This is a genomic window from Pseudomonas sp. A-RE-19 (genome assembly GCF_019956555.1).
Classification (GTDB): Bacteria; Pseudomonadota; Gammaproteobacteria; order Pseudomonadales; family Pseudomonadaceae; genus Aquipseudomonas.
Window position 1 is genome coordinate 117,267 of record NZ_JAHBDQ010000003.1, and the last position, 13,327, is coordinate 130,593.

At 56.0% G+C, this 13,327-nt stretch carries 6 protein-coding genes; 3 read left to right on the forward strand and 3 right to left on the reverse strand.

The features are described from left to right. Positions 1-54 precede the first annotated feature (54 nt). Positions 55-7,110, forward strand: coding sequence for a TcdA/TcdB pore-forming domain-containing protein (locus KGB14_RS02545; protein ID WP_223483955.1), 7,056 nt, complete (start codon positions 55-57; stop codon positions 7,108-7,110). A gap of 168 nt (positions 7,111-7,278) precedes the next feature. Here KGB14_RS02545 and KGB14_RS02550 read toward each other — a convergent pair whose 3' ends face one another. Next, positions 7,279-7,929: a hypothetical protein gene (locus KGB14_RS02550; protein ID WP_223483956.1), complete on the reverse strand. Its 651-nt coding sequence runs from the start codon at positions 7,927-7,929 to the stop codon at positions 7,279-7,281. A 258-nt stretch (positions 7,930-8,187) separates the two neighbouring features. Between KGB14_RS02550 and KGB14_RS02555 the strand changes: the two genes are divergently transcribed. Further along, positions 8,188-9,012 (forward strand): hypothetical protein, encoded by an 825-nt coding sequence (locus KGB14_RS02555; protein ID WP_223483957.1) that lies wholly within the window; start codon positions 8,188-8,190, stop codon positions 9,010-9,012. Between the two features lie 21 nt (positions 9,013-9,033). Next, the gene (locus KGB14_RS02560) at positions 9,034-9,780 is read left to right on the forward strand and encodes a hypothetical protein (RefSeq protein WP_223483958.1); all 747 of its coding nucleotides are present in this window, start codon (positions 9,034-9,036) and stop codon (positions 9,778-9,780) included. 16 nt (positions 9,781-9,796) lie between these two features. Here KGB14_RS02560 and KGB14_RS02565 read toward each other — a convergent pair whose 3' ends face one another. Beyond that, entirely contained in the window at positions 9,797-10,393 is a 597-nt protein-coding gene (locus KGB14_RS02565) for a MarC family protein (RefSeq protein WP_096513619.1), read from the reverse strand. A gap of 64 nt (positions 10,394-10,457) precedes the next feature. Next, positions 10,458-13,235: a hybrid sensor histidine kinase/response regulator gene (locus KGB14_RS02570; protein WP_223483959.1), complete on the reverse strand. Its 2,778-nt coding sequence runs from the start codon at positions 13,233-13,235 to the stop codon at positions 10,458-10,460. Positions 13,236-13,327 lie beyond the last annotated feature (92 nt).

A 13,327-nucleotide genomic window follows, 5' to 3' on the forward strand; every position in this document is an offset into this window, starting at 1 on the left:
CTGGACCTGTTCAATGTGTGAGTGACTGTCGGTTTTTTTCATAAGGAAATGATAATGAACAGTAAAACTCCTGTGACGCTTGGTCAGGTTGATTCTTTTTCAAGATTGTTTGAGCGCGGCGAGTTGGAATCGGCGTTGAATGGTTTTGAAGCCATGCCCGAGCATGATGCGGCCTTGCGTTACTACGAAGGTGCTGCGCAAGCATCGAGTCTGCAGGCCCGGCTGACGCCAGTCAGTCTTTTGAAGGAGACACTTGAATTAATAAATCCCAAAGGTTCAAGTGCCTCGCTGCAAACAGTTCAGGATAAGTTGGCGGACTATTTTCGGCGTTTAAATACTACCGTCGAACTGCTGGGTACTGCCAAGCCCGTCCCCAAAAAGTTGCACTTTGTCTGGGTCGGTGGAGGCATTGGTGCTATTCAGGGAGATTATATTAATGTCTGGAAGCAACTGTTGGCTCCAGAGGGTTATAGCCTCAACCTGTGGTATGACAGCGATGCTCTGCTGGCCCATGAGACCCATCGCATTATCGTTGAGTCAGCCAAGGCGCTCGGGATGCAGGGCACCGTCGATACGGCGGCGGCTCTGGCACGTCGTTATATCGAACGGACTCGCGTGTTGCGACAGCAGATGTTCGATCATATCCAGTCGGTCACCCGGGCCGGAGGAAGTGCCGATCAGGCACGAATCGATCTTCTGGTCAGTGCCTATGGCCAGGACGAAGTTGCGCTCAAGGCGCTCAAAGCTCGCAATCTTCAATCTTTGGAGGGGGTAGGCGTTGCACGTCGGGACATTCGTGTTGAGCTTTTCGATCAACCGTTGTTCGATATTTATGAACGTGAAATCTCTTTTCGCACCAATCTGGCAGCCGCATCAGATATCACGCGTTTGCAGGCGGTGAATATCGAAAGTGGAACCTACCTTGATACGGATTTGCTGCCGTCTTTGCATAAGAAACTCGGTGACGTGGATCTTGCTGGTTTCGGTGCCGAAGAACGTATAGGCGTGATGCAGATACTGCTCGATCACAACCCGGAAATCTTGCCGAATCGGGGCCGTGCGTACGCGGATTTTCGTCCCGATGTGCCTGAACAATACAAAGAGGCGCTGGCAGCCTTTGCCCGAAGCATGCCGTCCCTTCGCGATATTTTTGCGCCGTTCGATGACGTAATGGTTGCGTCGAATGGTCTGCGCGTAGGGAATAAAAACACTCCGGATTTGCTGGCGGATCAGATAAAAACGCCATTCAACGGCTTATCCAATGCGCTGTTGAGCGGTCATGCGGGCTCTGCGCAACTGGCTGCCATCATGGAAAAGATTCGCGGCAACTACCAGTTCAGGGACCGGGTAGTTGCGCAGGCTTTAAGCCGCCATGTATCGCTTCAGGATCGCCAGGCATTTTCCGATCTGATCATCCATGAGATGGAAAAACAATACGGTCCGATTTCAGGCTGGACAGCAAATGTGCAAAGCCTCAACAGCTTTTTACAGGCGATCAATGACTATGATGCCGATGGGATCAAATTCGGCGCCCAATCGGCCATTGGAATGAGCGGACCTACGGCGGTATCCAGCGGATTAAGTGACTTCGCCAACAACCATACGATCCTTGAGGCTCGCCAATTAATCAGCGATCAGGTTGACCTGTTCGACGGTTTCAACCTCGCCACCGAAGAAGAAACCCATCACAGCTGGAAAGATAGCGCGAAGTCCGAGCAGAACTGGTTTGATCTTGAAACCGAAAAAAGCCGCCAGGGCGGCTATAAATCCCATTACAAGGGCAACATCGATGAGCTGCTGAAGGGTCAGCTGTTGACCTTCGAAAAAGGTTGGCCGGTGATTGAAGGTCGTCCGGTACTGCTGACCGACGTCTTGCAGCGATTGCTGGATGACCTGGGAGCCCCCTTGATTCGGGCCATGAACGAAAAGCTCAGCGGGGACCTGAGCTTCGATCGGCCTTGGTCCCTGAGCTTCGATGAGCGTCAGCGGATCCTGGCACAAGGCAATGTCGACCTTCCGGTCGCTCACGGCTTTGAGCCGATCGGTAACTTGAACGAAATGATTGTCCGCATTGGTCACGGCTCTCTGCCGCTCGATCAGTTGAGCCCTGTGCATCGAGTGCTGCTCGGTGGGCTGTTCGGCGCGCAGACGCTGGATAACATCGGGTTCGAAGGAGCCTGGCAGCACATACGGACTCTCGCAGAGAGCACTGCCGATCGCGGTTTCTCCCAGCGTTATATAGCCATTGAACAAGCCTTGCTCAGTCGTCGGCATCCTGCATTCGAAGCGGGAGCTGCATCTGCCCGGATGCCTGCTGAGCCCTCGAAGCAAAACGCTCAGGTGCTTAAGGCACTGGCATTCGAGACGCCGTTGACCTTGCGCCAATGGGGTGAGCACATTGCCAGGATCAAGTATCAGGCCCAATACGAGCTGCGCCACCTTATCTTCGAGCGCAGTGCCACGGTGTTGGAAACCTTCATTGCGCAGGGCGCTTCCAGCGGGAGGTTGATGCCTCAGGGATTGCTGATCCGGGGGGAAGGCGATCCCGGAAGACGCTGTTATCCACTGGTGCTGGCCATGGCAGCGGCCCTCGAAAAAGGCCCCTCGGCCGTGGATGCTCTGAGCGGCCGGCTGGCCACCGCAAACCTCTCTCCCGACGACAATGAAACCCATGCGTTTCTGGCAACCCTCGATGAGTTGCGCACGGTGCCCATGGCGCGGTCCGGCACCTTGTTGGGGACGTCCCGGCTGGACCTGGTCATGCAGACACTGAAGGCTCGGGCGTCCACCAGCACCCTGATGCTCAACACTGAAAGCCATTCCCTGCTGGTCGCAAAAATCGTCAATGGGGCGTCGAGTGCCTACCGTTTCTACGATCCGAATTTTGGAGTCTTCGGGTTTGAACAGGCGCAGGCTCTGCACCGTGGTCTTGAGCAATTCTTGAGCAGCCCGGAGTTGTCCAGACTGTATGGCATCAGTCACTTGATGGACGCGACGTTCAACGTTGTCGACCTCAATGGCCCGCGTATCGCCGATCAACCGCTTGCATCGCACCATACGGTGGCGGGTTTGCTGAGCCATGATCCGATCAGTGCCGGTGTGGCGGTGACACCCTGGGAGCATCACGCCGCGTTGAGGGCGCGTTCGTTGTCGGAAAATGCCCGATTGGGGCGTGGACTGAGCGAACTGGACGCCCGCTATTGGGCACAACAGATTCAGCACAGCACTGCTCGTCTACACACGGAAAGCAACCTGGGGCGAGACTTTGCTCCGGTGTTCGACAGTGTGCGGAAGATGCCTGGCGGGCAGTATGAGATCAGCCTGGTCAGTCTCAAGGACCCCGCGCGCACCATCAGGGTATCGAGCACCGACAGTGTCTTGTCGCGAATCCGCTCCTACCTGACGGAAACCTTCCAGACACTGTCGGTCAAGCCATCAGTACCGGGCAGGGTTGACCCGACTGAGGTCAGCGCCGTGCATACCCTGAATGCGGCCTTTACGGTTCAGGCGCTACTGATGGCGCTCAAATCCCATGAGCAGCTCAACGACATCAATGCGGACCGGAGCCTGACGACTGCCGTGCAAATGCATGGCTACCTCAGTTACGCGCAGCTGGCGCATGGCAATTTGGTCGACGTCGTGGAGCTGGTCAAGTTGTTCCAGGTGGCGTTGAGCGACGCATCGCTCGTGGCCCGAACCACCTCCTCGGTGGTCGTCAACGCGTTGGGTCATCTTGCCAGGGATGGTCTGGGCACGGTGCTGCAACTCGCCACTCTGGGTTTTGATATCTATCTGCTGAGCAATGCCAAGGACGATCTGCAACAGGCGCAATACGGCACGCAGTTGGCGTTCGATTCGGCAGGCCTGGCACTGTCGGTGGCCGGCGTGGGCGCGGGTCTCGCAGGTGCGACGACGACGGCTGCATTTCTTGGTGGCGCCGGCGTGATCCTCGGCGGGCTGGCCATTGGCGTGGGCGCGCTGGTAGAGGGGTTCAACGGCACGCTGGAGCGAGGACGGCGGATCGGTCAGTACCTGAACCGCGTCAATAAGGCTTATCGCACGGGCGGGCACTCGATCAAGGAAGGTGTGTTCTATGCCAATCCATACGCGCACATCCGTGAGATCGATTTGCGCAAGAAGCGGATCACCTTCGATAGCCAGGAAATTCTGTCGGCCAACACCTACACGTTGAACCCGCCGGATCTTAATCCCGATCGTTCAAAAGCCATCAACATCCGACAACACCTCGGGTTGGCGGAGCATGCCCCGATTGCCGATCCGACGATCTTTCAGGCGATCGTATTGCCTTGCGTGGCCAAGACCTGGTTCGGGTTCGATTACTCGGCGCTGCCGTTTTCGACCACCCGTTCCGAGTATTTTGAAACCGCGCTGAAGCTGGAGTACGACGCTGCGGGCAGTCGCCGGTTCTGGTTTACCTTTTACAAGTTTCCCTCCGAGTACATCTTGCACAACTTGTATCCGGTGGAAGTCCAGACAACGATCAGCATCTTGCTGGATGAGGCGCCGCGCTCGTTGCTGGTGCCCGAACTACCCAAAATACTGCATGGCAAGCTGTCCTACAGCATTGAAGGGTTGGGCGGCCCTTGCGCGTTGACACTTGACCCGGGTGTACGCTTGGTCAGTCTGTCGCAGGCTGAGGAATCTCGACCGATGGCCTGGACGCTGCATGCGCTCTGGTTGAGTGAAATGGATATTGTCGTCGGCGAGGGCCAGTTGAAACTGGGCGCTGTCGATGTTCAGGTCATGGGCACGCCTGAATTGATTATCCAGACCTCGCATAACTCGTTTCGGGTTGACTGGACGCAACGGCAGTTGCTGCTTGAAGAGCTGGAGACCGACCCGACTGTCGACACTGCGATTATCCAGACCAGGGTCAGGGAACTGGCCCGCACCCATCGTTTGGCCAGCCCGTTCACCGCGGTACAGCATTTCCCGGTTCCGTTCGCAGACCCACAAGAACCACAACAGACCACGGCTTTTTATGAACAGGCCCATGATCGTTTTATCTACGCTCGTGACTTACCGTCGGCGCTGGCAAACCAGGCCAGGCTGGGCACGGTTATGGGGGGGCAGGCGTATTTCTATTCTCCGCGGGAATCACTCGTCTGGCGCTCTGACGTGGTCACGGGGCAGGTCAATCGATTCTATCGTCTGATGGATCCGGTACCCGGTTCGACTATTTCGGTGTTTCAAGACCTCGGGCATGGGGTCATCCGTATCGTTCAGCAGGTGACACAGCGCACGGGCCGTGAAGCCGAGGTGATCTACCTGCTGGGCGAGAATGAAGTAAAGCTGATGGCGATCGCAGGCCGCCTGACCGGACGTCAACGCAGCCTGCTGCTCAAGGATGTGATGGAGGCGTGGTCAGACTTCTTTTGGGATTACGAACTGTTGGTCCAGGATGAGAAACTTTGGCCTTTGACCCAGGTGAAGGTGGTGGACTATAAGCCTGCGGCGTTTGTCTCGATAACACCCTTGACTGAAGATAAGGAAGATCCGGTCAGCACATGGGTGCGTGATGCCGATGGCTTGGTGATCCGTCCCGATATGTCGCAAGCCGAAGGGCCGGACGGAGCGGTGAGCCCGCTATTGCTGACACCCGCGACAAGTGCGGGCGATACCTTCCTGCTCTATGACAAGCGCAATAGCACGCTCTATCGCCAGAAGATCGGGGCGGCTATCACTGGTGTGGATGCGCAGGCTGAGCGTATCGATCCCCGCGGCGTGATTGAGGTCATCGCCAATGAAGGACGCTACGTCGCGTTGACCAGGCAGGGGCTGTATTTTGATATCGATGACCAAGGGCAATCGCAGCTGACCGCCATCACCGAAGACTGGCTCGAAGAGGCGAGGGCGCCGCTGGGCAGTCGTTTTGAATGGTGGACAGAGGTTGGGGCTGTTGCCAGGAACTATCAAGCGTTGAGCTTTGCGATTCTTGGTCTGGGTAGCGGCGTGGGGGAAGCAAAGCTGTGCGCCTGGTACACCGACCATCGATGGTTAATGGCTGACTTGGGGCCAGAAAAGCAGGTGCGGTTAGTGGCAACGACGCGAGATGATCAGGCGGGCTGGCTGCTGGATGTATCTGCGGGTCAGCTCTATCGACAAGCGTTTCTTGAACCTGAACAACTACCGACACTCTTTGCCAATGGCTTGCGGCTTCTGCGGCAGGGCCTGCTGCCTGCGCCACAAAAGGTTTGGTCGCAATGGTCTTTTGCTCACGTATGGGCCCATGAAACCGGTCTGCGAGGGCGAACGTTCGAGGGCGTCGAACTCGAGATGCGCTTCGGTGAGCCGGCACGTATTGTCGGCGTCACGGGAGATTGGGTGCTGGCCAAGCAGGGAACGAATGATCCTTACGATGCGGGTGTGAGGCACGCCTTGAAAGCATTGGTGAGCGAGCACCCCCACGAAGCATTTATATCGGTTGGCGGTTACTCGGGGTATCAATGGTACGTCGCGGACATCGATCAGGTGGTTGGCGAGGTCAACACGGGCCTGGAAACCCGACTGCTGGGCGTTCGAAACAAAAAGACAGCCTTGCTCCACGAAGTGCCCAGCCAAGTGACTTACAGCGCTTCGAGAGACGTGTGGCTGGAGAATAGCGTTGCCCGTCGGGAGGCCGAGGTGTTGTTGCTGGAGTTTCAGGGTGAACTCAAGGACCTTATGCCGTTGATACCTGATGATGTCTCTCAGGTGATCCTGAGTTATGGGCCGGGGGCGAACAGTTGTAACGTGTCGAGTGCTGTCTGGCAGCGGCTTGAGTGCATTGTGGTTGATTGTCGCCGTTTATTGGGCGCTGAGTCATGGGTGCCTGGCCAATTGATGCTGGTTACCGGTATTCAGGATGGATGGCGGGCCAGTCTGGTCGAAGGGCAGTTATTGTTGACCGATCCAGACACGGGCCACAGTCTGGTTATTCGCAATGTTCATGCTGAAGATTCAGCGCCTCTCTATCCGTTGACACTGAACTTACAGATCCTCGACGGTACCATTGAAGTGGCCCTCGATGAGTTGGTGCAAGCCATGGATGCTGATGAGAAAGACGGCGTAGAGCTGCGAACCCTCGTTGAACAGTTGAACGAGGTGTAAGTCTCGTGGGGATGCGCTGAGTGCGTCATCGACTGGAATGCACAGGGCCGCGGGTTGTCGAACTCGCGGCCCTGTGCATTCCGGCATCAGGGAACCAGGTACCCTAATAAAGCACCACCCCCGCCAGTGAAACTGGCAACGCCTTTTGGGGCTCATTTATCGCAGGGTTTATGGCTGTCTCTTCGCCAAGGCAAACCGCTTCATGATTTGATCTCTGAGTTTCTTCTCCATGAATTCCCTTTTGGTGTCGAGTACCTCTCTGTCCAATTTAAGAAAGGCACTCTGCTGGACGATTTTTGCTGTTTGTTTCTCCCAAGACCAAAACAAAAAGCTGCTCTTCTCGGTATTGGCAACCAGTTCGAGATTAAAAACCGCCATATGAAGGTTTCCACTTGAATCGTAACGTGAGGGTGCTACCTGGAAGCGACGCCCTTTACGACTTTCTTCATCCAGTGAAAGCACGACGGGCTTCTCGGGCTTCAAGGCATCCAGGGTGTCGATCATGGCGTTCCCTTGCCTTGAATCGCTCATGGATTGCGCACTGCGTACCAGGAAGTCGGCAACGCTCCCGGTGATATCCGAGCGTGTGCGTGTCCTGATGACGCCTTCATGGAGCGACCACCCCAAAAACATCAACGTGCGAACATATTCTTCCAGCCAGTCTTGTGAATTGGCAAAGCGGCCATGGCCGAGGTCGGCTGATCTTGTTGCAATTCGCGTGCAGTCTGTCATGTCATCAAAGTCTTGCAAGGATAGTTCGTCTATACACGAGATAAGATTGTGGCCTGTGACCATTCCGCAGGGTGTGTTGTTACTCATAAGTCTTCCTGATTAATTTTGGTAGTTGCTTTGTATGCAAAGGTGTCGCGAGATAGGTAGCTCAAGTAGATTGCAATTGCTGAGATGAAGTAATGCTATGGAATTTGTTCTTAATATATTTCTTGCTTATTGGTTGGTTGAGGGTGGTTGTTGTACATGTGTGGAATCAAGATTCGGTTTGTTCGTTGGAGTGCTGTGCGATAGATTCAATGCATGCCCACAGGGGGCATACATTGACTCATCAAAGGAATGTTGAATATGGAAGTTATGGAAAGTGTCGTTGGTCTTGATAAAAGCGTTGCGTTGATAAAGGCGCGCATTAGTAAGCGCCAATCAATGCAGCCTTCTGTTGCTCGCGTAAAGGCATTTGCAGCAATAGACCCTACTAGTCCAACCAAAGAATTGGATGCCGCGGTATTGTCCGATACGCTGGTGGGTTATGGCGCAAATATTTCCCTTGAAAACATGGCGATTATCGAAAATCTTATTAAGTTTTCGAAGTTGGAGGCGAGCTATGAAGTTCCTGGTGATGATCCGAAAGCCTGGTACCTCGCGTTTCTGCAGTGCATGGATGAGGCGGGTTGTTTTGTCGCGGACTCCGGTTATACCGCCTATGAGAAGCGCTCCCATCAATTGACAATGGATAACATTGTTACCGATATTATCAAGGCTGGTGTTGAGGCGGCGAAAGCGGCAATTCCAGGGGCAACGGCTCTCAGCGCAATTGTCGACTCGACATTGGACGCGCTAAAGAAGGAACCTGAAGCGATTGATTTGTTTCATCGTGAAGTGACCAAAAGCAAAGGCGTCAGGTTGACGGTCATGCCATGCGACCAACTGGCGAACGGCCTTATTATTACGTCGTTAGCGTCGATCGATAGCGACGGTGGCGACCAGGAAACCGGGGTTGTTTTTTTCGACTGGAAAACATCCAGCCGTACTATCTTTCGTGGTAACTCTTACATTACCTTTAACCCCCTTCGTTATGCGGCAATAAAGGATGATCTGGAAGAGTATCTCGGGAAGTATTATAAGGCGGTCCTGAGTAAAAGGTTTCAGCGGCGCAAAAACGAGGCCCAATAAAACCTGTCAGGCCAGTGACTCATGTCACTGGCCTGTTTTTTAGAAGGGGGGAGTACGGAAGTGAGATATTCTTTTTATTTAAATGCATGCAGTTTTCTGGTCGTGCCGCAGGCTTTATTGCCTGCCAGGAAACAAGACGTGCTTGATACTGTTCTATTTTCTCAACTTGCAGCTGACGAGGATGTTCCTGGCGGTTTGAATGACTCGCAATGGTTTGAGGTCTTTACGAACACCTTATCCGCGTGTGGTTGGACCTTTTACGTGAAGGAAGACACCGATGAGGTGTTTTCCAGGTCTTTTGATGCGACGTTCTCAGTGAGGAGGGTACTCGCCGAATCCGTTAACCGTCATTTTCCCGAAAGTCAGGTAGCGGCTGTTTCAGCAGCAATGAATAAAGTCGCGACGTTGTCGCCCGATTCGGACGTGGCGCAACTTTTTAGAGAACACTGCTTATTGGGCGGTGGCGCAGAGATGACGCGGGTAAGGGTGATGACAGGTATTGTGGAGGCGGATGGGTTTTTGAATATGACGTCTGTGTCTTTCGCTACTCGCGGAGCAATGGACGAACATGTCTTTGAGAAAGAGATTGGGTTGAATAAAATTGACGGCGCCGTAAGACGCCGGTTTTACCGGGCTCGTTTTAATCAGGATCACTTTAACGAATACAGGGAAGACACCGTGCAGTGGTTAGGGGGGCTGCGGGGCACTCAATGTATCGAGATTGAGCCCTCTCTATCGATTGGCGAAAGCGAGGGCCGAGGGCTTTAAATCCTGCCTTGTGTATTCAGGGAACCAGATAGCCTTTCACGCCGGTAAAAATAATTTGCGCCGCCAATGCGCACACGAACAGCCCCATCAACCGGCTGACAATCTGCAAACCCTGATCACCCAGAATCCGTTCGATACGGTTCGACAGATACAGCACTACGCCGACGGTGAAACTGGCCAGGGCAATGCTGAGAATCGCCGTGAGTTTGTCGTCCCAATGTGGCTGACTCACGCCCATCACCAGCAAGGCGCCGATGGTGCCGGGGCCGACCGTCAAGGGGATGGTCAGCGGGACGATAGTCACGTCCTGTTGCACGTTGTCGGTCTGCACCGCCGATTTGCCTTGGGCCATGCCCAATGCCGAGATAAACAGCACACTGCCGGCGCCGATGCGGAAGGCGTCCACCGTGATGCCGAAAACACTGAAAATCACCCGCCCGAACAGGTACAGCAAGACGCTGGAAACCAGTGTGGCAATCGCCACTTTCCAGGCCAGGCGACGTTGTTCCTTGCGCGAATAACCACGGGTCAGGCTGATGAAACAGGACAACACGAAGAACGGGCTGTAGAGCACCAGCATCTTCAGGTAAACGCTGAACAACACGTGAAGCATGGTGCAAGCTCACTGGCGAGGGAAGTCGAGGGGGAGTCTATCAGGCGCTGTGGAGTCTGTCGGCTCAGGAGGTCTGAACCGCTGCCCGGTTTTGCTGATCTCGCTGAGCAACCCAATGTTCGATCAGGTCGCGCAACTGCGACAGCTCGACCGGTTTGGCCATGTGCCCGTCCATGCCAGCCTGACGCGCGCGCTCTTTGTGCTCGGCAAGGATGTGTGCGGTCAAGGCCACCACGGGGGTACGAATCCGCTGGTTACCGACTTCCCATGCACGCAATTGCTGGGTGGCGGAGAAACCGTCGAGGATCGGCATCTCACAGTCCATCAGTACCAGGTCATAACGCTGGGCCTTCATCGCCACCAAGGCTTCTTCGCCATTGCTGGCGGTGTCCGGTTGCAGATTGAGTTTGCCCAGCATGCCGCGAATAACCTTGGTCGAGATGCTGTTGTCTTCGGCCACCAGGATGCGGAAATCGCTGGGCACCTTGACCGGAAGGGTCGGGCCAGCGGGCAGATGCGGCGAGGTACTCGGGCCTTTGTTGCGCTGGTTCAGTTCGTCCGCCAGGGTAGTCTTGAGGGTGTAGCCGGCCACTGGCTTGGCGAGGATGCGTTTGATCCCGGAGTTGCGCGCAATGATCTTGCTCGGTGCGTTGCTGATGCCGGTGAGCATGATCAACAGAATGTCGTGATTCAGGCTTGGGTCTTCCTTGATCTTGGCAGCCAGTTGCATGCCGGTCATGCCGGGCATGTTCTGGTCCAGCAGGACCACATCGAAGTAATCGCGCAGATGGGCCTTGGTGCGCAGCAACGCCAGGGCCTCTTTGCCGGACGGCACGGCACTCACGTTCAGCCCCCAGGCACTGCACTGCTGCACCAGCACCTTGCGACAGGTGTCGTTGTCGTCCACGACCAGTACCCGTGCGCCTTGCAACGGGCTGTCCAGGTCCGAGGTCGGATGTTCGAGACGGTCCGGGTCCAGTGGCAGGGTCAGCCACAATGTGCTGCCCTGGTTAGTGCCACTCTTGATGCCGAATTCGCCTTGCATCAAACGGATCAGCTGACGGGCAATCACCAGCCCCAGATTGCCCCCCAGGCTGGTGGCCGAGAGGAAGTGCTTGCTGTGCAGTTCGGCATTCATCAGCGCATCGCGCTCTTCCGCCTCCATGGGCTGACCGCTGTCTTGCACGGCGATGCGCAGCCGCGGTTTGGCGCTGCGTTCGTCCAGAGCGACGACAATCAGGATCTCGCCTTCGTCGGTTTTTTTCAGGGCGTTTTCCAGCAGGCTCAGCAGGGTCTGGCGCAGGCGCGTCGGGTCACCGCTGATGACGCGCGGTACCTGGGGCTGGATAAAGCTGATCAGCTCGACGTTCTGCTGTTCGGCCTTGGCGCGGAAGATGCTCAGGCAGTCTTCGATCAGGGCATTGAGATCGAACTGCACGTCGTCCAGTTCGATCTGCCCGGACTCGAGCTTGGAGATGTCGAGAATTTCGTTGATCAGCGTCAGCAGTTCGTTGCCGGCGCTGTGGATGGTCTGCACATAGTCGCGTTGCTTGACCGACAGCGGTGTGCCCAGCAGCAGTTCGGTCATGCCCAGCACGCCATTCATCGGGGTGCGGATTTCGTGGCTGATCTTCGCCAGGAACTCCGCCTTGGCGTTGATTTCAGCATTGCTGGCGGCCAGGTCGCGACTGACGCTGAAACGGTCTTCGGTGATGCTACGCTGTCGCTCGCCGAGGGCGATGCTCATCAACAGGCCGCTGATGCAGATAAACACCAGCAAGGTGATGATCAGGCCTTGGGGAGCGACCAGGGTCAGCCCCAGCAGTGCCGGCAGGATAATCAATGTGCCCAGGTTGAAGACCACCATGGCCGCCACGAAAAGCCGCGCCGGGCGATAACCTTTTAGCCAGTGATGGGCGCTGATGAACAGCATGCTCAGACCGGCCAGGGCAACCAGCGCGTACGTGATGAGGTTCAGCGGCAGCGTGTTGACGAACAACAGCAGCAGGCTGCAGACCACGATTAACAGGATGTCCCCCAACAACAATTTGTTCAGCGGGTGTGGACCGAGCGGCGCGAAGAAGCGGTAGGCGAACATCAGGCCGCAAGGCGCCGTCAGCAGCAAGGCGAGGTAGGCTCCGGGTGTCTGTATGGCGCGCCAGTTTGGCAACCATGGGCCGGCCAGGTTCAATAGCAGCACCAGGCTGAGCAACAGCAGCCCTTCGCACGCCGCGAGCCAGAGGCTGCTGCGCGAGCGGGTATAGGCATAACGGGTCAGGTTATGCAGGATCAACATCCCGATGCAGCCAAACAGCAGGCCATAGATCAGCGTCTGGCTCTGACTGGCCGCGGTCATGACCGCCGATTGCAGGGTGATGTAAGGCCGTAACTGGTGTTCCGACACCAGTCGCAGGTAGACGTCGAGAGTCTTGTCGCTTTGCGGCAGCGGCAACATGAAGTCGCTGCTGGGCAGGGGGCGATCAGCCTGGGGCTGCCCATTGCCGGTATTCGATTGATCGATCAGCTGGTCGCCGTCGAGTACATACAGGTTGAGGTGCGACAGATCGGGTGCGAATACTCGCAGCAACTGTTCGTGGTTGCCGGGCGCGAGCCTGAAACGCAGCCATAGCGCTCCGTCAGGCTCGGCCGCGGTGAGGCGATCGAGTTCGATGGGGCTGAATTGATTGGTATAGCGAGCGGAACGGATGTCGCTCAGCTGCAGGTCGCCCTGTTCGTCGAGCAATACCGCCCAGCCACTGCCTTGCGCGGCTTGGGCCGGGAGCATGCAGAGCAGGGTCAGCAGAGTGACGGTGAAGCCTATGGCAATCCTGAGCCAGCGCACGGCGAAATCCCTTCGTAGGTTAATGCCAGAATATAACTATGCGCGGCGCCGGAATAGTCCGGCAAGGGCCACACGCCCTTGCCTGGCCTAAT